General features: G+C 56.9%; 13 protein-coding genes and 1 tRNA gene. 8 read left to right on the forward strand and 6 right to left on the reverse strand.

The window, feature by feature from the left end:
- Positions 1-750 (forward strand): CRTAC1 family protein (locus VMU57_RS03545; protein ID WP_325380847.1); only part of this gene is annotated, 750 nt, incomplete at its 5' end.
- A 33-nt stretch (positions 751-783) separates the two neighbouring features.
- Here VMU57_RS03545 and VMU57_RS03550 read toward each other — a convergent pair.
- Positions 784-1,209: a hypothetical protein gene (locus tag VMU57_RS03550; protein ID WP_325380849.1), complete on the reverse strand. Its 426-nt coding sequence runs from the start codon at positions 1,207-1,209 to the stop codon at positions 784-786.
- A gap of 154 nt (positions 1,210-1,363) precedes the next feature.
- Here VMU57_RS03550 and VMU57_RS03555 point away from each other — a divergent pair, with 154 nt between their 5' ends.
- The 4 genes from VMU57_RS03555 to VMU57_RS03570 all read left to right on the forward strand — a co-directional run bounded on the left by VMU57_RS03555 (position 1,364) and on the right by VMU57_RS03570 (position 9,380).
- A complete protein-coding gene (locus VMU57_RS03555) occupies positions 1,364-2,950 on the forward strand; it encodes a lipase maturation factor family protein (RefSeq protein ID WP_325380851.1) in 1,587 nt (528 codons plus the stop codon).
- A 191-nt stretch (positions 2,951-3,141) separates the two neighbouring features.
- Positions 3,142-4,458, forward strand: coding sequence for a sugar MFS transporter (locus tag VMU57_RS03560; RefSeq protein WP_325380853.1), 1,317 nt, complete (start codon positions 3,142-3,144; stop codon positions 4,456-4,458).
- A gap of 288 nt (positions 4,459-4,746) precedes the next feature.
- Positions 4,747-8,817: an Ig-like domain repeat protein gene (locus tag VMU57_RS03565; RefSeq protein WP_325380855.1), complete on the forward strand. Its 4,071-nt coding sequence runs from the start codon at positions 4,747-4,749 to the stop codon at positions 8,815-8,817.
- A 14-nt stretch (positions 8,818-8,831) separates the two neighbouring features.
- Positions 8,832-9,380, forward strand: a complete 549-nt coding sequence (locus tag VMU57_RS03570) for a hypothetical protein (protein WP_325380857.1) — start codon at positions 8,832-8,834, stop codon at positions 9,378-9,380.
- 99 nt (positions 9,381-9,479) lie between these two features.
- Here the strand turns inward: VMU57_RS03570 and VMU57_RS03575 are convergent, their stop codons facing one another.
- From VMU57_RS03575 to VMU57_RS03585, 3 genes are all read right to left on the reverse strand, one after another.
- The gene (locus tag VMU57_RS03575; protein ID WP_325380859.1) at positions 9,480-10,430 is read right to left on the reverse strand and encodes an aldo/keto reductase; all 951 of its coding nucleotides are present in this window, start codon (positions 10,428-10,430) and stop codon (positions 9,480-9,482) included.
- Between the two features lie 110 nt (positions 10,431-10,540).
- Positions 10,541-11,662, reverse strand: a complete 1,122-nt coding sequence (locus tag VMU57_RS03580) for a PP2C family protein-serine/threonine phosphatase (RefSeq protein WP_325380861.1) — start codon at positions 11,660-11,662, stop codon at positions 10,541-10,543.
- Positions 11,663-11,945: 283 nt separating this feature from the next.
- Positions 11,946-12,023, reverse strand: a tRNA-Glu gene (locus tag VMU57_RS03585).
- 279 nt (positions 12,024-12,302) lie between these two features.
- Here VMU57_RS03585 and VMU57_RS03590 point away from each other — a divergent pair.
- From VMU57_RS03590 to VMU57_RS03600, 3 genes are all read left to right on the forward strand, one after another.
- On the forward strand, positions 12,303-13,397 hold the full coding sequence (locus tag VMU57_RS03590; RefSeq protein WP_325380863.1) for an efflux RND transporter periplasmic adaptor subunit: 1,095 nt from the start codon (positions 12,303-12,305) through the stop codon (positions 13,395-13,397).
- A gap of 95 nt (positions 13,398-13,492) precedes the next feature.
- Entirely contained in the window at positions 13,493-16,684 is a 3,192-nt protein-coding gene (locus VMU57_RS03595) for an efflux RND transporter permease subunit (protein ID WP_325380865.1), read from the forward strand.
- 164 nt (positions 16,685-16,848) lie between these two features.
- Positions 16,849-17,736, forward strand: a complete 888-nt coding sequence (locus VMU57_RS03600; protein WP_325380867.1) for a dimethylarginine dimethylaminohydrolase family protein — start codon at positions 16,849-16,851, stop codon at positions 17,734-17,736.
- 9 nt (positions 17,737-17,745) lie between these two features.
- On the opposite strand, the gene ligD is transcribed toward VMU57_RS03600, so the two are convergent.
- Positions 17,746-20,622, reverse strand: a complete 2,877-nt coding sequence (gene ligD, locus VMU57_RS03605; RefSeq protein ID WP_325380869.1) for a DNA ligase D — start codon at positions 20,620-20,622, stop codon at positions 17,746-17,748.
- Positions 20,623-20,646: 24 nt separating this feature from the next.
- Positions 20,647-21,582 (reverse strand): Ku protein, encoded by a 936-nt coding sequence (locus VMU57_RS03610; RefSeq protein WP_325380871.1) that lies wholly within the window; start codon positions 21,580-21,582, stop codon positions 20,647-20,649.
- Between the last annotated feature and the right edge of the window lie 64 nt (positions 21,583-21,646).

The raw sequence follows: 21,646 nt of genomic DNA on the forward strand, positions 1-21,646 counted from the left end.
GGCGCGCTGGACCTTGTCGTTACTCGCTATGGCTATCAGCCGATGAGCCTCTATAAAAATCAGGGTGAGACTGGCTTCACGGACCGCGCCGCGGTAGCTGGTTTGACGCGCGCCTCGGACCAACTCGTGGCCTGGGGTGCAGGGTTTGCGGACTTCAGCAACGACGGCTGGCCGGATATCTTTATTGCCAATGGCAATGTCAGCTCCATGGTCGACAAGCTGCCGCACGAGCTGAAATATCGTGAGCCGATTCACCTCTACCGCAACCAGCGTAACGGTACCTTCACTGAGGTTGCCGATCGCTCCGGTCTGAATGAAGGGCCACTGCATTCGCGACGAGGTACGGCGTTTGGCGATATCAACAACGACGGCAGCGTGGATGTCGTGGTCTACAACGTCGGTGGGCCGCCGTCCCTGTTTTTGAATGAGACGAAGAATACGAATCATCGCGTTCTCTTCCGGCTGGTGGGCAAGAAGAGCAATCGTGCTGGCATCGGTGCGCGTGTCACGGTCACGGTCGGAACACTGGTCGAGATCGACGAGGTGCGTGCCGGGGGGAGCTACCTGTCCTCGAACGATCAGCGGCTTCACTTCGGGCTTGGCACTGCCGCGACAATGAAGCAGGTGAAGATCGAATGGCCCAGCGGAGCGACCGAGGAGCTGCACGACGTTGCCGCGGACAAGCTCTATACCATCGTCGAAGGACAGGGCATCACGCAGACGGTCGAGTTGAATGAGCCGGGACGCTAGGCTCGTTCAACTCGAATGGTTTGTTCCGCCTGTTTAGTGTGGAACTGTTTTGAAGTCGATTACCTTGCCGGTCGCCGGATTCAGGTTGCAGGTAAAGGTGAAATTCTTCCAGCCCTGAGGCGTTCGAACCTGTCCGCTGCCGGTCAGTCTTCGGTTGCTTTCGAGCCTCAGGCTTTGCGGAGCGTCCGTTCCGAGGAAGACGCGGTCGGCTCCTCTGGCTTGCTTTTTCAGAACGGGTAGAGCAGCTGGGCGACAGATCAGCTCGGCGACTTTTTTCGCGTCGCTCCAGCCCTGAGCGACGTTGCGGTCGGTGGAGGATCTCAGGGTTGCAATCTGTCGGGATATAACCGCACTTTGCGCTGGCGAGAGCGCGGGATCAGGATGATCGGCGGCGTTGGAGGGAGAGCAGAGCGTGATGAGCAGCGCGAGAGTGGCCGTCTTCCAGATTGCACTTTTCATGGCGACCTGATCATCCCTCAGAAAAGGGAGCGATGCAAGGCTTTGTATGGAGAGGGCTTCGCGTGTAACGTTTTAAGCGAGTTCGATGAGTGGCGCAACGTTGTGACGAAGCACGGCGCGGCTGCACCCATAGTCACGCTTGCGACGGACGTTTATGGATCGTTTGGCTCAGCTCTATCGGTGGCTGTTTGACTCGCGGGAGGGCGCGGGGAACTGTCTGGTAGCGAGATGGCTTTTTCTGAGAGCGCTGGCTGCAATCTACTTCTCTGCATTCTTCTCGCTTGTCTTCCAGATCAAGGGGCTCATCGGGCCAAAAGGAATTCTTCCGGCGCAAACCTATTTGGCCTGGGTCGCTCACTCTGCCGGTACGAGCCGATACTGGGATGCCCCGTCGCTGTTCTGGCTCTCGGCTGACTCGCACATGCTGATGGCTGTGGTGTGGATTGGCCTTCTGGCCTCCGTGCTGGTATTTCTCAACGTCTCTCCCCGGCTGAATCTCCTTATCTGCTTCGTCTGCTTTCTATCGTTCGTTGCGGCGGCGGGGGACTTTTCGGGCTATCAGTCGGATGGCATGTTGCTGGAGGCCGGATTTCTGGCACTCTTCTTTGCGCCAGCCGGATTGCTGCCCGGATATGGCGCGGACCATCCGCCGTCGCGCGCAAGCCTATTTCTGCTGCTATGGGAGTGGTTCAGAATTTACTTCGAGTCGGGGATGGTGAAGATCCTGAGCGGTGACCAGCAGTGGCGAAATCTCACCGCGATGGATGGCTACTACCAGAACAGCCCGCTGCCGACTTGGGTTGGATGGTACGTGGCGCATCTGCCGCATTGGTTTCATGCTACGACTGTGGTGATTACACTGCTGCTGGAGTTCGTCGTGGTGCTGATGCTTTTCTTCCCGCGTCGGGTAAGGTTGGTCTGTTTTTGGATCGTCACGCCGTGGCAGATTGGCGTGATCCTCACCGGAAATTATGCGTTCTTGAACTACCTAGTGGCAGCCTTGGGATTTTTGCTGCTCGACGATCTCGGTCTGCGCAATTGGATTCCGGCAAAGCTCCGTCCCTCGCTGCCTGTTGACGAAGGCAGCGTGGTGGAGGGAAGTGCAATGCCGTTTCGAGCGGGATTGCACACTGCGGGTGTGGCCGTGGCGGCAGTGATGCTGACCTGGGTTGGTTACGCTACGGTTGTCGAGATGGGAGCGATGGGGATGTCTCGCGTGCCGCTGCCGGTTGCCCCCGTCAAGGCGCTCGAACCGTTTCGCATCGCCAACCAGTACGGGCTGTTCGCAGTGATGACGCATGGGCGTTATGAGATCGAGTTTCAGGGCTCCAACGATGGCGTGAACTGGCAGCCTTACCTGTTTCTATATAAGCCGCAAGCGTTGAATGAAGCTCCGCGAATCTATGCGCCGTATCAGCCGCGGTTCGATTGGAATTTGTGGTTCGCGTCGCTGGGCGCCTGGCGGCAAAATGAGATGGTGGTGCTAACGGAGGAGCGTCTGCTCTCGAATGATGGCGATGTGCTCGATCTATTCCGGGGCAATCCGTTTCCGCAGTCGCCGCCGCGTTTTGTTAGAGCAGTTCTGTGGCAGTACTGGTTTACGTCAATGGAAGAGAAGCGCCGAACGGGCGACTGGTGGCGGCGTCAGTCGCTGGGGCTCTATGCGCCGACGATCACGCGAGGCGCCGATGGCCAATTCGGCGCGGTGCAGATTCCGCAGGAGTTGCCACCGCATGATTAGCGAGTGGCCATCTCGATTGGAACTTATTTCAAGCAGGACACATGTGTCAGCAGCGGCCGAACTGAGCGGAAAAGCGGTTTGAGCAGGATATGATTCCTAGAGTGAGATCTTGCGCTCTCTACAACCTGGGCATGAAGTCGACGGGGTGGAATGTTGTGCGCGAGACCTCGAGAGATGGGGAACTTAAGTAAATGGCAATGACGAATGCAGGCAGCTCCACACAGATCGCCGCGATACCGGACTCCAGCTCAGGCACCAACTATCGCAGCGCGTTTGCGATGGTCACCACGCTGTTCTTTGTGTGGGGATTTCTTACCTCGCTCAACGACATTCTGATCCCGCATCTGAAAGCGATCTTCGATCTGAACTACGCTCAGGCGATGCTGGTGCAGTTTGCGTTCTTCTCGTCGTATGCCGCGTTCGGAATTCCATCGGGCAAGATAGTGGAGTGGATCGGCTATCAGCGAACGATGGTGCTTGGTCTGCTGACCATGGGAGTGGGCGCGGCGTTATTCATTCCGGCAGCCAACATGCCGTCGTTTCCGCTTTTTTTGGCGGCGCTGATTGTGCTGGCGGCGGGCATTACCGCGTTGCAGGTCGCGGCGAATCCTTATGTGACCGTGCTGGGACCGCCGGAGACAGGGTCGAGCCGCCTGAATTTGACGCAGGCGTTCAATTCGCTGGGCACAACCATTGGGCCTCCGCTGGGTGGCTGGCTGATTCTGCGCGGAGCCGGGAAGACGGTCGAGAACACCGATAAGATGACGCCGCTGATGCTGCATGCGTATCGGATTCAGCAGGCGGCGACGGTGAAGTTCCCTTATCTCGCGATTGCACTTGCGCTGGTGCTGCTGGCGCTGGCGATCTGGTTCTACAAGTTTCCCCGGCTGGATGCGACCCAGGACTATCGGCCCAGCAAGGCGGGCGAAAAAGGCCACAGCATGTGGCGTTATCCGCATGTGGTGCTGGGTGCGGTCGCAATTTTTGTCTACGTGGGCGCCGAGGTCTCGATTGGCAGCTTCCTCATCAACTACTTCAACCAGTCGGACATTGCTGGTCTGACCGCACTGGCCGCCGCGAACCTGGTTCCGTTTTATTGGGGTGGCGCGATGATGGGTCGCTTTATCGGTTCGGCGTTGTTGCAGAAGGTGAGGACCGAAAGGCTGCTGGCGTTGTGCGCTGTTGTGTCGACAGTCCTGGTTGTGATTTCCATGCTTACCGTCGGCCATGTCGCGGTGTGGAGCATCCTGCTGGTGGGGCTGTTCAACTCCGTCATGTTCCCCAGCATCTTCACGCTTGGCATTGCAGAGATGGGTCCACTGACGGGCGAAGCCTCCGGGCTTCTGGTGACGGCGATTGTCGGTGGCGCTATCATTCCGGAGTTTCAGGGAATTTTGGCCGATCACATTGGCATCCACCATGCCTTCATCGTGCCTGTGCTCTGCTACCTCTTCATCATCTATTACGGATTGAGGGGTTCGCGGGTAATCCAGCCATCCGTTGCCTGATCCTGTTGCCTGATTATTACGATTCAAGACATCGTCATCCAGATCGTCCTCTACGTTTCAGAGGGTGGTCTGGATATTTTCATTTAATTGGGGTTACCTAACACGTTCGTGGAATAGTTGAAGCGGTGAAACATCGATATGGTTCTCTAGCAGCCCGAAATAATCTTCAGCTGCGCGCCCGACGGTCTGGTTTCTCGTCTCGCCAATTGCCATTCAAACAAATGGCTGCACGACCAGCGGCTCTTGATTGGCCAGCGAACGACCAGGGATGCAAGGGAAGCTCCATCCATGAATCAAACCGCAGACAAGCAACACTCTCCTCGCAGAAACCATACCGGCCATCAACTGACAGGTTCCTCTTTTAATCAGCCATCGGGCAAATCGCGTTACAGCCACATGGTCCAGCTGGGACTTATCGTTTGCCTGTTTCTGATTGGCTCTCTTTCGCAAGCTGTGGCGCAAGCCGCCTATGTCTTTAGTCCTGCGATGGCCGTGGGTGGCACCCCGCAGGTACAGCCGATTCCGGTCGTCATTCAGACGGCAGGAACCCTTGGTACGGTCAAGGTGTTGACCCAGGGAACTGCAAATCTGGACTTCACCCTGTCTTCCGTGGGTGCCTGCGCCACCGGAGCAGGGCAGACCTGCAATGTTTCCGTAAGCTTTTCGCCGAGATATCCCGGACTTCGCTTCGGAGCAATCGTGATCCTCGATGCTGGCGACGGGCATATCATGGCCAGCCAAAATATCGTGGGCACCGGTCAAGGCTCGCTGAGTGTCTTTTCGCCGGGTCAGATCACCACTCTTGCGGGAGATGGCTGCCTGAGCGATGGTCCCTGTCCAACAAACAGCGGTACACCGGCGACGACGGGCGCCGCACTCAATCTTCCGTTGGGTGAGGCAACCGATGCGGCTGGGAACCTGTACATCTCCGACACCGGCAACAATCGCATTGAGATGGTCACTCCCGGACCGGCAGGGACGGTCTCGACGATCGCGGGCAACACTGGGATTGCAGGCTCTGCAGGCGATGGCGGTCCTGCACTTTCGGCTGAAATCAGTGCTCCCTCGGCGATCTTCGTGGATGGTGCGGGAAATATCTTCTTCGCGGACACCGGCAACAGTGCTATCCGCGAGATCAACGCAATTACGCAAAAGATTTCAACGGTGGCCGGAACCCTGGGTACCTCTGGATCCACCGGCAACGCACTCGCCGGGCCACAGGGTTTTGCCTTCGATGCCAGCGGCAATCTCTATATAGCGGACACGGGCAACAATCGCATCCAGAAAGTCGATACGGCGGGTGTGGCCACTACCGTGCCGGGCACGTTCAACCAGCCCTGGAGCATCGCAATCTCGTCAAAAGACGGCAGCCTCTATATCGCAGACTTCGGCAGCAACCGTATCCTCAAAATTGATCCTCTCGGCGTTGAAACTACCGTTGCGGGTACCGGCACGGCCAGCTACGGCGGAGATGGGCAAACTGCCACCAGTGCGACATTGAACAGCCCCTCCAGCGTCGCGGTCGATCCGGCGGATAACCTCTATATTGCGGACTCGGAAAATAACGCAATCAGGAAAGTAATCAGCTCTACCGGCAAGATCGCAACCCTTGCGGGAGATGGCACCGCTGTCTTTGGTGGCGACGGCTTCAATGCAAATCTTGCCGGACTTTATAAACCCTATTCGGTCTATCTCGATGCGTCCGGCAACCTCTTCATCGCCGACCGGCTCGATCTTCGCATCCGGGAGGTAAGCGCCACTGCCGCGGGAATCCACTTTCCTAACATGAAGGAAGGCAAGACCTCCCTCCCCATCGCACAAACGGTTGAAAACGACGGCAACGCCCCGCTCAATCTGACTGACCTTACCGCGGCTCCCGGAACGACGAACGCCACGATCGATCCGATTACGACTACCTGCTCAACGACAGTTCCGCTGCCGATCGATGGCACCTGTATCCTTGCCGTCGAGTTCCAGCCGCCTCCGACAATTGCTGATGGTGCTCCTCTAAATACGGGGATACTCGGAACTGGCGCTCTTTCGGTCGCTTCGGATTCAGGTAGCAGCCCCATCGCGGTCGATCTTTCGGGAACTGTACTCTCGGTCAACCCAAGCTCGACCACCGTCACCTCCAGCTCCAATCCCGCAGCGGTGAACCAGGGCATTACCTTCACTGCAAACATATCGAGCCCGAATCACGTAACCGGAACCGTTCAGTTCTTCGACGGCGCCACTCCCATCGAGGGCCCTCAGCCCGTCATATCTGCCTCGAATACCGCAACGATCAATTGGTCTTTCACCTCTCTCGGAACGCATTTCATCACGGCGGTCTACGGCGGCGATAATCTCAATGCGGCCAGCACTCCAAATAATTCGCTCAGCCAGGTGATCGAGCAGTCGACAACACTCATTGTCGTCCCCACTCCAAATCCAGCCACAGAGTTTGCGGCGATTAATTTCACGGCAACTCTCGGCGGATGGACGACTGCCCCAACCGGCAATGTGACCTTTGCCGATGGAGCACGCAGCCTTGGCTCCGCCGTTATCGGCGCAAACGGGATTGCCAATTTTCCAGTTACTTCCCTGGCAGTTGGACAACATACGATCAACGCCGTCTTTGCTGGAGATGCGAACGATTTTGGTAGCCAATATTCCTTCGTCCAAACCATCAATTTTGCTCCAAGCTCGACAACTGTGATACCCAGCACATACGTCGCTCAATTTTCAACTCCCATTACCTTTACCGCAACGGTGACGGGAGTTCCCGCATCCACGCCTACGGGCAACGTCGCCTTCAAGGATGGCTCCTCCGTCCTAAGCACCGTGCCAGTCAATTCACTCGGTGTTGCTATCTATGTCAATACGACCCTCCCAGCGGGCACGCACAATATCACGGCTGTCTACCTGGGTGATTCCGACTATGCCGGGAGCACTTCCATATCGAACGTCACGATAACGATCAACCAGACTGCGACCACGACTCACCTCTCGGCCAGCACGCTCAACTCCATTGCCACCCGGCCGGTTACCCTTACGGCGACGGTCACGGCACTTGGTGCGATACCGACCGGCACCGTCAGTTTCATGAATGGAAATGTGCTCATCGGGACGGCAATCCTCAATCATGGCGTTGCTTCGGCCGTGACCTCCTCACTGCCCGTCGGGACGGATAGCGTATCCGCGATCTACAACGGCGACTCGAACGACACGGGAAGCACCTCCGCGCCTCCTCTGGCCGTCACGATTGTGAAGGCGCCTACCACGACGGTCGTCTCCTCGAGCCAGAGCCCGCTGCCGACGCTGACTCCCGTTGTCATCTCCGCGACGGTCGCAAATGGCGGAACCCAGAAGCCGACCGGCCTTGTGACCTTCGTCGAAGACTCTGTCTCGATTGGCGTCGGTACACTCGATGCCAACGGAGTCGCAACCATCTCGATTCCTTATCTCGCCGCAGGCTCCCATACATTCGTTGCGAACTATGCTGGCGACGGTCTGGACCTTGCCAGTGCGGCGGCTCCGTTCCTCGAGGTGGTTCAACTGCGCCCGACCACCGACGCGCTTACCAGTTCTACAACGTCGCTTTCAGGTGGACAGCAACTCACCCTGATCTCGGTCATTCGGCCGACGGGCACAATCGGCTCCGTGGCCCCCACCGGAACAGTGACCTTTATGTCGGGAAGCATCACGCTGGCGACGGTTCCGGTTGACGCCTCCGGCGTGGCGACCGTGACGGTCCTGCTGCCGGGAACCAGCGCCAGCCTGTCTTCGACCTATAGCGGCGATTCCAACTACGCTACCTCCACTGCTTCGCCGTCTACCGTTCCGATTGGGCCCGCGCCAGACTTTACCCTGGAGGCGACTCCGATTACGTTGCAGTTGCAATCCAAGCAGCACCTGGACGTAAAGGTATCGCTGTCCTCGGTCAGAAACTTCACCGATACGTTCTCCTTTGGCTGCCTTGGGCTACCCGAGGACACAACTTGCACCTTCTCGAAAGACAAGGCGAACCTGCCCGCGGGCGGCGTTCAATCGGTCACGCTGACCGTCGATACAGGCCATCCTCTACTCAGCGGGAGTCAGGCGAGCAATGAGCAGCGCTCCAATTCAAAGATAGCCATGGCCTGCCTGTTTCCCGGGGCTTTCGCGTTCGGCTTCCTGGCATTCAAGCTTCGGCGTGTACGCCTGGTCAGCGGCCTGCTTCTCTTTGTGGGCATCATTGCCATGACATCAGGCCTCTCCGGTTGCGGGACCATTCAGAACAGTGGAACGCCTCCCGGGACCTATAACTTTCTGGTCAGCGCGACCGGCCAGACCGGCGTCTCTCAATACGTCGACATCACGATGACTGTTACGAAATAACGATGACGCCTGCGATGAAAAAACTTCTTTTTGCCGTCTTTTTTTTGATTGGTCTCTCTGGTTTTCAGGATGCCGTTGGGCAGGCTCTTCCCGCCGCAAAGGCCCCGGGAGCCTATGTCTCCGTCGGAGGCACTTACTCCATCTTCCAGTCTGCTTATGGGCAGAGGGTTCTAGGCGGTGCGGGATTGTATGTCGACATCAACCGCTGGAGGCAGGTTGGAATCGAAGGCGAAGGCAGATGGCTGCGACAAAATAAACTAGCGAACACGACTGAGACCACCTATCTCATCGGCCCCCGCTACGAAATTCGTAGAGGCAGATTTTCGCCGTACGTTAAGACCCTGGTGGGGCTGGGCTACTTCAACTTCCCTTACAACTATGCCCAAGGGAAATATTTCGTCATAGCTCCCGGAGCCGGAGTCGACTACAACCTCACCTATAACGTCAAGATTCGTCTGGTCGACTTTGAGTACCAGGAGTGGCCGCAATTTACCTTTGGCAATATCAATCCCTACGGTGTCAGCGTCGGCATCAGTTACCACTTCCTGAATGGGGTCAGATAGCCGCTTACCCAAGCCCTGATGCGGGCGAGTACCCCTGTCAGCGAAGCTGAGCCTCGCGGATTAACTCCGGAGGCTCGCTTGCTTTTCGATGGCTATCAGCTATGAATTTGTGTTCAGAAAGCTATTGATCTCATTGAACTCCGCCTCCGATAGGCGGAAGTCGAGGGTAGGGGCAACGCCTTCAACTTGTTTCGCGTTGCGGCCGCCGACGATGGCTGCGGTGATGGCGCGATGGTGTAGCGTCCAGGCGATGGCTATTACCCCGGCTGTGACGTTGTGGCGGCTGGCAATGGACTTGAGGAAGTCGGCGATCGCGAGGTTGCGCGAGAGCTGCGGCTCCTGGTAGTTCTTTGCCCTGCGCCGGAAGTCATCCTCTGGAAATGCGGCAACGCGCTCTTTGCTCATGGCTCCCGTAAGCATGCCGGAGTGCATGGGAGCGTAGTTGATGACGCCAATGTTATTTTTCTGACAGTAGGGCAGTATCTCCGCCTCGACGCTGCGATTAATCATCGAATAGGGCGGCTGGTTCGAGGTGATGGGAGCAATTTTTGCGGCCCGCTCCATCTGTGAAACGCTGAAGTTAGAGACGCCGATCCAGCGAACCTTGCCCTCACGTTGCAGGTCGGCCATGGTGGTCCAGCCCTCTTCGAGGTCCTCATCAGGCTTGGGCCAGTGGATCTGGTATAGATCGATCGCATCCACCTGAAGCCGACGAAGACTGTCTTCGACTTCGCGGCGAATCTGTTTCAGGCTGTTGGTGATTTCGCGCTTCTCATCCCAAACCATCGCGCATTTGGTAAACACATAGGGTTTTTGCGAGGCGGACTTGATGGCCTTGCCGACGACCTCTTCGGAGTGTCCAAGGCCATAGATTGCGGCTGTGTCAATCCAGTTGATGCCGAGGTCGATTGCCTTATGAATGGCGGCAATAGAGTCGTTGTCGTCCTGCGGGCCCCATGAAAAGGCCCAATCGCCCCCGCCTATTGCCCACGCGCCGAAACCGATAGGTGATAGCTGCAGATCGGAGTTGCCTAGCTGTCGTTTGTCCATATCTCAATTAGACGCTATGACGGCCAAATAAGTTCTGGGAGCCGCACTTGACCTGCTTCGTGCATCTACGAGCAGGAGTCGTCCTTGAGTGGCCGGAAGGAAAAAGAGCGTCAGGAAACCTTCGCGACCACCACGGTAAAGTCGTCCGATTGTTCCACCATTCCGGCGAAAGCAGGCACAGCTTCGCAGATGGCATCTACGGCTGAGACCGCGGAATCCCGCGCGTGCTCATCGAGAACCTGTTCCAGTCGGTCTACCGAGAACTGCTCGGCCTGATTGTTCTCCTGCTCGGTCACGCCGTCGGTATAAAGTGCCAGAATGTCGCCCGTCTCAAGACTGATCGTGACATTCGAGTACACCGCGTTGTCGAGGATTCCGAGGATAGGCCCCGAAGCTTCGAGCAGGCGGGTCTCCCCGCCCGGACGCAGAAGGATGGGCGGATTGTGACCGCCGTTAGCGTACTCAAGAGTCCTGGCTGCCAGATGGAAGCGAGCGTAGAACATAGTCACAAAGCTAGCCGGACGGGTGACCTGCATGAGCACTCCGTCAAGGTCCTTCATGATTGCGGCAGGCCCGCTCAACTCGCGGGCGCGAAGGCGAAGGGCCACGGAGAGCGACGGCATGAGCAATGCCGCGGCCGCTCCTTTGCCGGAGACATCCGCGATAACGACGTCGACGATATCGTCGGAGATCTGAAAGAAGTCGTAGTAGTCGCCGCCGAGCAGCCGCGCGGCATGCATGGTGCCCGCCAGCTCGAGTCCTGAAAAAGTACGAGGCGCGGGCAGCACCTGTTGCTGAACCTGGGCTGCAAGCCCGAGGTCGCTCTGATATTCGTCCCGTTGCTCACGCACTTCGTCGATCAATCGGCTGCGCTGACGTGCGATAAGCCAGACCAGGTAGCCTGTGACCAGAAAAACTCCGAACATGATTGCGTCATGTGCAATCCGCAGAAATAGCGTATCGCTGCGAGGCCCGAAGATGTCCTGCAGAAAAGTACACGCGGTGGCGAGTGAGACCGTGAGCAGCAATGGATTGACCAAAGCGCTGAGCGCGAGAGGAAGAACATAGAGATAGCCAAGCGAGATATTGGCGACGACAAACCAGTCGGTGTAAGCAACCGAAGCGATTGCGAGCAAAACAACAAAGTTGAGCATGCCGAAGATTCGCTTTTCTTCGAGATGCTCATAGCGGAGGTGAGCGTCACTATCTCTCTTTGATCTGAAAAACGCCATTGCCGAATCGTCCTTGGGTCTGACGTAGCCATAGTACAAGCCCTTGGCATTGATGACCTTCAAATCTGCGGGAGACCGGCGTGGCCCGGCTCAAACCATAGACCCCAGGGAACCTGTCCACAGTGGAGACCCGCCTATACAGCCCACAAAAATCTGAGGTCAGCGCTCGGCGTCGACACTTTCAGTTGTATTCTTATTGGGCGCGGCGGAGTTACGACTTTGATCGCAACGTTAACACTGCTTCAAATTGGAAACAATTTCACTGAACTGCGTTCAGCTATTTTGGCGTCCCCGATGGGATTCGAACCCATGTTATCGCCGTGAAAGGGCGGTGTCCTGGGCCGGGCTAGACGACAGGGACGCTGCGGAAGGACGGCTCGCGCTACCCGCCGTCTTCGCTTTCAACGCTATCAATATAGGTAGTTCATGTCAAAAAACTGTCCGAACCAAGCCTGAGTGACTGCTCTCTCTAAATTCCTTGAATTATTGAGAACCTTCCCCAAGGGCGGCATCATCTAAAATTGAACATCCTAGTGCTCTTGCGGAATCAGACACTTAACTTATCTGCGTTCGTCCGGCGCTGATGTTACCCCAGGGCAGGCCGTTGCAATTGACGTTTTGAATTTGAAGGAGAAATACTGTGTCCTTGACTCTGAATTCCCGCCGCATTCTGCTGCTCGCCGTCTGCGCGACCGTGTGCTTCTTCGCAGGTTGCAAATCTGCTCCGCCGCCGGTAGCCGCAGCGCCACAGGCAATGCCTGTTAAGGTGGCCTCTGTGACCCTTTCGCCGGTTGCGAACAGCGATACCTATGTTGCCACCATTAAGAGCCGCCGGTCAGCCACGATGCAGCCTCAGGTCGACGGCAATATTACGCGCATCGACGTGAAATCGGGCGACACCGTCAAAGCCGGCCAACTCCTGATGCAGATCGATCCGCTCAAGCAGTTCGCTACCGTGCAGCAGCAGCAGGGAACCGAGGCGCAGAAGAAGGCCGTCTACCAGTACAACCAGGGCGAAGTGGAACGTCAGCGCAAGCTCTACGAGGCTGGTGTCACGTCAAAGCAGGCTTATGACCAGGCGGTGCAGGCCTATCAAAACTCCAAGGGAGACTTTGATTCGTCGGTGGCCCAGACCAACACGCAGAGGCAACAGTTGGCCTACTACCAGATTCGCGCCCCGTTCGCCGGCGTTGTCGGCGATATTCCCGTCCATCTTGGGGATTATGTTTCGGCAAGCACGATGCTCACCACCGTAGACGAGAACGCGGACCTTGAAGCCTACGTCTATGTTCCTACCGAGCGGGCCTCCGAGGTAAAGCTTGGCCTCCCCGTCGATATCCTCGACAACGACGGAACAGCGATCGTAAATTCCAAGATCAGCTTCCTCTCGCCGCAGGTAGACAACGGCCTGCAAAGCATCCTCGTCAAGGCCGAGATTCCGCGCACGGCCCAGCGTCTGCGCAACCAGCAACTGGTCAAGGCGCGCATCACCTGGAATACCAATCCGAAGCCCGTGATTCCTGTGCTTGCGGTCTCGCTGGTCGGCGGTCAGACCTTCGTCTTCATCGCAGAGCCGAAGGGCGACGGTTATGTCGCGCACCAGATCCCAATTACCGTTGGGGAGACTGTAAACAATACCTATCCAGTTCTCTCCGGCCTCAAGCCCGGGGACAAAGTCATTCTCTCCGGTCTCCAGTTCTTGCAGGAAGGTGCTCCCGTCAAGCCTTTGGGCTAGTCGGCACCGCGTACCCACGTCTGCGGAGCTGGACGCCAGCTCCGCACCTTCTCTCGTTTACCGCCAGGGCTAAGCCCGCTGGCTAGAGGTACACCTTGGTAGATTTTTTCATTCGTCGCCCAATCTTCGCCACGGTCTGCGCGCTGCTCATCGTCCTTGCCGGTGCCGTCTGCATTCCAACGCTGCCGATCTCTCTTTATCCGCAGTTGGCTCCCCCTCAGGTCATCGTCACGGCCAACTACATCGGCGCGAGTTCCAAGGACGTCGAATCAGCGGTCACGACCATCCTCGAACAGTCCATCAACGGCGTCGAGGGCATGCGTTACATGAGCTCGACGAGCTCCAACGACGGTACGTCCGCGATTACCGTAACCTTCGATACCGGTTATGACCTCAATATTGCTGCAGTCGACGTTCAGAATCGCGTCGCGTCCGTGCAAGGGCGCCTGCCTGCCGTCGTCAACAACACTGGGATCACGATCACCAAGGCCAACTCGAACTTTGTCCTTGCCGCAGGTTTCGTCTCTCCCGATCACTCGCTCTCTCCGGCCTTCATCTCGAACTACCTTGATGTTTACGTCAGCGACGCGCTCAAGCGAGTTCCGGGTGTCGGTGCCGTCGTCATCTTCGGCGAGCGCAAATACGCCATGCGCATCTGGCTCGATCCGAGCCGTCTTGCCGCCCGCGGCCTTACCGCGCTTGACGTGACCAATGCACTCGCCGAGCAGAACGTAGAGATCCCGGCAGGGCAACTGGGCCAACAGCCCGCTGATCCCAAACAGAACTTCCAGATGGCAGTCCGCGTTAGCGGGCGCCTCTCCGATCCCAGACAGTTTGAAAACATCGTCATCAAAAACAGTTCCACGGCCAGTGGAATTGTCCTGCTCAAAGACGTAGGCCGCGCTGAAATTGGTGCAGAGAACTATGACACCGCACTCAGGTTTCAGGGTGGCGGAGTTCCCGGCGGAGATGCCGTTGGTATTGGTATTCAACAGCTCTCCAACGCAAACGCTCTCGACGTCGACAAGCGTTGCCGCGCTGTGCTGGAGGAACTGGCAAAGTCTTATCCTCCGGGAATGAAGGGGATTATCGCCGTCGACACGACGACAGTCATCGGCGACTCCATTCGTGAGGTCGTTGAGACCATCGGCGAAGCCGTCATCATCGTCATTATCGTCATCTTCCTCTTTTTGCAGGACTGGCGCGCCACGATTATTCCGTCTGTCACCATCCCTGTCTCGCTGATAGGAACATTCGCGTTTATCAAACTCTTTGGCTTCTCCATTAATTCGCTAACGCTCTTTGGCATCACGCTCGCTACAGGACTGGTCGTCGACGACGCGATTGTCGTCATCGAGAACGTACAGCGACACATTGAGAAAGAGCATTGCGACAGCCATAAGGCAACGTCAGAAGCAATGGCCGAAGTCACCAGCGCCGTCATCGCCACCTCGCTGGTGCTGATCTCGGTGTTCGTTCCCGTAAGCTTCTTCCCAGGAACAACCGGCATCCTCTATAAGCAGTTTTCGCTGACGATCGCCTTCTCGATTGCCATTTCGGCGTTCAACGCGCTTACCCTCTCACCCGCGCTTGCCGCTATTCTGCTGCGCGGAGAGCAGAAACATACCGGCATCATGGGCTTGATCCTCAACCCCGTCGAGAGTTTCATCCAATGGCTCATCCGCGTCTACGCCAGGATGGTCACCTTCGTTGTACGCATGCGCTATGCGATGCTGGTTCTCTTCTTCGCGGGCCTTGGTGCTACCGCTTTCATGTACAACCACGTCCCCACTGCGTTTGTTCCGCAGGAGGACCAGTCTTACTTCCTCATCATCGTTCAAACGCCTCCGGGTGCTTCGCTGAGCTATACCAGTGAGTTTGCAGACCGCGTCGCCGCGCAGGTTCGCAAGAATGACGGTGTCTTCGGAACCTTCTCGGTCATGGGCTTTTCGCTTGCCGGCGGAAGCTCGCCGAACTCGGGACTCATCTTCGCCCCCTTGAAACCCATCAACGACCGTGCCAAGATGGGAGCGCAATACAGCGCCAAGGCCATCGTTCAGCAAATCGGGCCGCAGCTCTTCGCGATCCCCGGTGGCATTGCTTTTGCCGCGGAGCCGCCCGCTATCGCAGGTATTGGTACCGTCGGCGGATTCCAGTTCATCCTCCAGGATGGCGGACGTAACACCTTCGGAGATATCGATCGCGTCGCCCACACGATCGTTGCTCAATCCCGGGCCCCGGGCTCCGGACTCATCGGCATGAACACCACCTTCACCTCGAACGATCCTCAGCTTCACGTCACCATCGATCGCGAGAAGGCCAAGACCATGGGCGTCCCCCTGAACCAGATCACTTCCGCTCTGGGTACTTTCATGGGTTCGAGTTACGTCAACGACTTCGACTTCAACAACCGCTCCTACCGTGTTTACGTGCAGGCTGACCAGCAGTTCCGCCGCAATGCCCAGGACATTCGGCAGTATTATGTCCGGTCCAATTCCGGGCAAATGATCCCGCTGGACAATCTCATCACACTGCAGGAGACCTCGGGGCCGCAAGTCATCGACCACTACAACCTCTTCCGGTCGGCTGAAATCGACGGTTCGCCAGCTCCAGGCCTCAGCTCCGGTCAGGGACTTCAAGCGATGGAACGCCTCTTCCAAAAGAACAAGATCCAGGGCATGACCTTCTCCTGGACAGGACTTGCACTCGAAGAGGTTGAGTCCGCGGGCAAGGCCATCATCATCTTCGGCCTCGGATTGCTCGTCGTCTACCTTACGCTCTCCGCGCAGTATGAGAGCTTTGCCCTGCCGTTCATTATTCTGCTTGCCGTTCCGATGGCAGTTCTCGGTGCTCTTGGACTTGTCGCCGCGCGAGGTCTTGTCGACGACGTATACGTTCAAATAGGACTGGTCATGCTCATCGGACTCGCGGCGAAAAATTCCATTCTCATCGTGGAGTTTGCCGAACAGCAACTGGAGATGGGCAAGTCGATCATCGATGCAGCCATCATTGCGGCCGAACTGCGTCTTCGACCGATCCTCATGACCTCAATCGCTTTCATCCTCGGCGTCCTGCCTCTCTATTTCGCCACTGGAGCAGGAGCCTATGGTCGTCACTCAGTCGGTACTGCGATTGTTGGAGGCATGGCTCTTTCCACCCTCCTCAATCTCTTCTTCATCCCGGTTCTTTACGTCATCCTCAAGACACTTCTTGGAAAGTTCAAGAGAGATCCAAAGGCCCGAAACCCATGCGATGAAGAGTTGCCTCCGCCTGAGCCTACTCACTAGCTCCGGGTCTATGTCTCCGATGTGCGTTCATCCTGAACGCACATCGGAGGTCAGGCTGGCACAAGACAGACTTTAAAATGCATCTATATTCGAGAAAACCCGCATAAACATTCATGTTGACGCGGGCCGCCCATGCTGCGAAGCTCATCCTCAGAGGCACGTCGATGAGCACAACCATCAGTCCGTCTCCCGGTAATTTCGCATTACCTCTTTACGCTTCGAAACTTGTTCCGGCCCCAGTTACGTTTCTGATGTGCCCTCCAAAACTCTATGACGTAAGCTATGTCATCAATCCATGGATGGCCGGCCATCTTCATGACTCTTCGCAGGTCGTAGCCGCGGAACAGTGGCAGCATCTTCACAACGCAGTGACCGAGATTGCTGAGGTCGTTCTGGTTGAGCCCGAGCCCGGTTCGCCTGACATGGTCTTTACCGCCAATGCCGGATTAGAGCGCGAGGGAGTTGTCGTTCTCAGCAGCTTCTCCCATAAAGAGAGACAGGGTGAGGAGCAGCACTTTCGCCGCTGGTTTCATCAAGCCGGATATACCGTTCTGAGTGTTCCGCATGAGACCCCATTCGAGGGCGAAGGCGATGCATTGTTTGCCGTCGACGGCTCGCGCCTTTGGGCGGGCTACGGTCCGCGAACCCTTCAGTCCAGCCATCGCTATCTCAGTGAGGCATGGAAGATTGAAGTCGCTCCCCTCCATCTCGTTGACCCGCGCTTTTATCATCTGGACACTTGCTTCGCTCCACTCGAAGACGGCTCAGTCATGTACTATCCACCGGCCTTTGACAAAGCTTCCATCGACCGGATTGAAGCCTGCTACGCCGAAGACAAACGCATTATCGTTACTGAAGCGGATGCCCTGCGCTTTGCCTGCAACGTCATCAATATAAATCGCACCGTTATTCTCAACGAGGTCAGCAGGGAACTGAGCGGCCAACTCAAGCTAAGAGGCTTTCGCGTAGTTGAGGTAGTGTTGAGCGAATTTCTTAAAGCGGGCGGCGCGGCAAAATGCCTGGTGATGAGACTGAGCGGCGCAACTCACTAACCCAACACGTTAGGCCGAGCGCTTCATTCCGACACTGGCCAGCGCCTCCGCAGTAATGCGTTGTTTCATCCCTGCCATCGTCTTCCACGGGTCGGTCTTCAAGCGTGCCTTCCATTCTGCAAACGCTGCCACAGAAAAAACTGGCCGCTCAGTCAAATTCAAATCCGACCATTTCAGAGGCAGCGAAACGGGAGCGCCCGCCCGTGCTCGCGGAGAAAAGGGAGCAACCGAAGTCGCGCCACGCTCGTTCCGCAGATAATCCAGATATATCTTTCCCTTGCGCGCAGCCTTGGTCATCTTCGTTAGATATAACGAGGGCTTCGCCTTCTCCATCGCGTTTACAAATCCATGCGCGAACTCTTTAGCCTCAGGCCAATCCAGCTTAGGCGCGATGGGCGCGACGACATGCAATCCCTTGCCTCCGGTGGTTTTCAGAAAGCTCTCCAGCCCGATAGCTTTGAGGCGCTTTCGTACTTCAGCTGCAGCGCTAGCCAGCACATCCCATCCAAGCGCTTCGTCGGGATCGAGATCGAAGATCAGCCGATCAGGATGCTCGAGGTCTTCATTGCGCGATCCCCAGGGATGTACCTCGAGCACCCCCATCTGTGCCAATCCTGTCAGAGCCTCCGCGGTCGAAAGTGTAATGTAAGGCTCAACCTTTCCGTTCTTGTCTGCGACGTCCACACTGCCGATTCCGTCGGGTAGTACATGGCTTGCGTGCTTTTGATAGAAACATGGCTTATCTGCGCCATCAGGACATCGCACCAGGCTCAATGGCCTGTCCGCAATATGCGGCAGCATATCCTCCGCGACGGCCCAGTAGTAATCCGCCAGCATCTGCTTCGTCAATCCTGATCTCTCATCCAGCACTTTTTCCGGATGGGTCAGGCGAACCGGAGCGCGCTCCATGGCAGCTAGCTCTTTTGCTGCCACGTGTCCCTTCACTCTATGGGTAGCGGCAGCTCTTGCATTGGCAGTTTGTTCTGCAGCCTTCTTTCCCGAGCCCTTCGGTCGCGGAGCAACAGTAGCTTCTTCACGAACCACCTCTCCTGCGCTCTTGTCCTCACGCACTCCAAGGAACGCTGCCTGTCGAACGAGATTGTCCGCGGTCCATGTAGCAAATCTCACCTGAACCACAAGCTCAGGCTTGAGCCATTTCACTTCCCGTTTCGCCTCCGATGGCACCTGCTCAAACGGCACGGTTGTTTGAATTAGTTCATTCAGTCTTCTTCGGATTGATTTGTGCGTCTTCTGCGTAAAGCCAGTGCCGGTGCGTCCTGCATAGATCAACTGGCCGTCGCGGTAATATCCGAGGAGCAGCGCCCCCACGCCTTCGCTTCCGTTCGAAGGCAGCGTAAATCCTCCCACGACGAACTCCTGCTCGTGGAGACACTTCATCTTCAACCAGTCCCCACCGCGTCCAGAGGAATATCGGCCAGCCGCTTTCTTTGAAACAATCCCTTCGGCGTGAAGCTCACAAGCCTTGTGGAATAATTCTTCACCGTTCGTCTCAAGGTGCTCGCTGACCCGCACCACCTCTTCGTCCGCTCCACTCAGAACGCTGCCCAGTATCTCCTTGCGCTGCCTCAAGGGCAGCTCCCGAAGATTGCGGCCGTCCACATGTAAAAGATCGAAGCAGAAATAGGTCAACGCATTCTTTGCTCCATCCTGAAACGACGCCTGCAAATCCGCGAAACTTGTCGTGCCATCTCCCGCAACCACCACGACCTCGCCGTCGAGCGTCACCTTGTCCACCGCCAGCTTCGCCACTTCCATAGCGAGGGCACGCACGCGATGTGTCCAGTCCAGCCCTTTGCGGGTCAGCATCTGCACCCCACTTCCGTCCTTGCGAGCCTGCATTCTATATCCGTCCAGCTTCAGTTCATGCAACCATCCTTCACCCGCAGGCGGGGAGATGGCCTGCAGCGCAAGCTGTGGCGCGACGAAGCTGGGCTGATTTTCTTTCGGTAATTTACTCAACCTCTCTTCAAATGCGCTAACGGTCATCGCACGTTTCTTCTTGAATGCCAAACTCTTCTCATGGCCTCCTGGATCGGGCGAGGTGCTACTCCGGTCCCCAGTCTCCTGACTGTTGCCAATCTGCCGATACCAGGCCTTTCCTTTGGCCGTGTCCTTCGAGTTCCAGACGTGATCCTCGTTGTGTGCGATCTGCTCCATGCTGCGGCCCGTCACAACGCTGTCAGGTTCTTTGACCGTTACACAGGGATCGTCTTTTCCCCGCTCGAAATCGTCGTGCTCTTTAATTAAAAGCCAGTTTGGTTTACGCTCGTTCGCGGCCCTTCCTCCCATGCGAATCAGCGCCCACTTCCCTTTAATCTTGGTGCCGTGCATCACGAATTTGAGACTGCCCTCGCGCAGTCCTTTGTCCACATCTTCGTGGCCGGCCTGCGGCTCCCATGTTCCCTGGTCCCACAGCATCACCGTGCCACCGCCATACTGGCCGGATGGAATGATGCCCTCAAAGCCGCCGTATTCCATGGGATGATCTTCGACCTGCACGGCCAACCGCTTATCCCCGGTAAAGTAGCTCGGGCCTTTTGCCACCGCCCAGCTCTTCAACACGCCATTCCAACCCAGGCGAAAGTCGTAGTGCAGATGCGATGCGGCGTGCTTCTGAATACAGAAGGGAAGCTGCTCTGCACCACGTCCACTCTTGCTGGCGCCACCGCTGGGCTCCGCCGTGACATGAAAATCGCGCATCGAACGATATCGCGCCAGTTGCTCATCCACAGCATCCGCGGCGTGGGTCGCACTCTTGGCCTCCGCCTTTTTCAAAGGGGTTGGCGAAGCTTTTTTTGCTGTTCTCGTCTTCGGCGCAGGCCTTTTCGCCGCGACCTTCTTTGCCGATTTCTTTGCCGGGGCCATCTTCCCTCCGCCCTATCCGGTCGACTAAGCCGACTTCCGTTTCCTGCCGCTTGCAGCGGTTGGCTTCGAGGAAGATTTAATAAGCGACAGACCACGACCGCTCTTCGCCGCGGGCTTCTTCTCGCTCTCGCGGGAGCCTCCAGCCTCTCCGCCGCTGACGCTCTTGCGCAGAGCATCCATCAGGTTGATCACGTTTCCGCGCTTCGGAGCGGAAGTCTCGTCCTTGGGAATCGGCGCGTGTTTAACCTTCGCCTCCACCAACTCTTTCAACGCCGCTTCATATCCGTCGACGAACTTCGCAGGATCGAACTTCGCTGCCTTCTTCTTGATCAGCGTCTCCGCCAGCTCAAGCGAGTCCTCATTGATGGCAACCTTCTTAATATCCCGAAAGTATTCCGCCGGATCGCGCAACTCTTCCTGATAGCGCATGGTGTACGCCATCATGCCGGCGAGCTTGTCGTCGTCAGGCGCCGTTATAGCGATCACATGTTCGCGCCCACCAAATGCGATCTTTCCCAGCGCCGCCTTCTTCGTCTTGCGCAGCGCTTGTCGCACCACGGCGAAGGCCTCCGCCTGCACATCATTTTCAGGAACCACGAAGTATGGCTTCTCCAGATACTCTGGCTCAATCTCATCCATTCCGACAAATTGCGTCACCTCAATTGTGTGCTTCGAGGGCACGCGCAACTGTTCAATCTCGCTGGGCTCAATAGCAACGTACTCGCCCTTACGATACTCATACCCCTTGACGATCTCATCTTTCTCAACCGGCGCGGCGGCCTCATCCGGAGCCTCCTCCCGCGCCGATGCCAGCACCTTCTGGTGACGCACCCGCTCACCCGTCTTGCGACTTATTTGATGAAAACGAATCTCACCCTTGGCCTCGGTGGCGACAAACAATTTGACGCCAAAAGAGACCAGCGATATCTGAATCTGCCCAGACCAATAAGGACGTGCCACAGGAAACCTCGCAGGACGGAGAACTCCGCCTCAGTTTAGGATTCCTATCAATCCGGCAAAGATG

This window comes from Edaphobacter sp. (assembly GCF_035532915.1).
Lineage (GTDB): Bacteria > Acidobacteriota > Terriglobia > Terriglobales > Acidobacteriaceae > Edaphobacter.

Excerpts from the sequence above, each read along its gene's own strand:
- VMU57_RS03550 (WP_325380849.1), bottom strand. The coding sequence starts at position 1,209 with ATGAAAAGTGCAATCTGGAAGACGGCCACTCTCGCGCTGCTCATCACG.
- VMU57_RS03555 (WP_325380851.1), top strand. The coding sequence starts at position 1,364 with ATGGATCGTTTGGCTCAGCTCTATCGGTGGCTGTTTGACTCGCGGGAG.
- VMU57_RS03560 (WP_325380853.1), top strand. The coding sequence starts at position 3,142 with ATGGCAATGACGAATGCAGGCAGCTCCACACAGATCGCCGCGATACCG.
- VMU57_RS03565 (WP_325380855.1), top strand. The coding sequence starts at position 4,747 with ATGAATCAAACCGCAGACAAGCAACACTCTCCTCGCAGAAACCATACC.
- VMU57_RS03570 (WP_325380857.1), top strand. The coding sequence starts at position 8,832 with ATGAAAAAACTTCTTTTTGCCGTCTTTTTTTTGATTGGTCTCTCTGGT.
- VMU57_RS03575 (WP_325380859.1), bottom strand. The coding sequence starts at position 10,430 with ATGGACAAACGACAGCTAGGCAACTCCGATCTGCAGCTATCACCTATC.
- VMU57_RS03580 (WP_325380861.1), bottom strand. The coding sequence starts at position 11,662 with ATGGCGTTTTTCAGATCAAAGAGAGATAGTGACGCTCACCTCCGCTAT.
- VMU57_RS03600 (WP_325380867.1), top strand. The coding sequence starts at position 16,849 with ATGAGCACAACCATCAGTCCGTCTCCCGGTAATTTCGCATTACCTCTT.
- ligD (WP_325380869.1), bottom strand. The coding sequence starts at position 20,622 with ATGGCCCCGGCAAAGAAATCGGCAAAGAAGGTCGCGGCGAAAAGGCCT.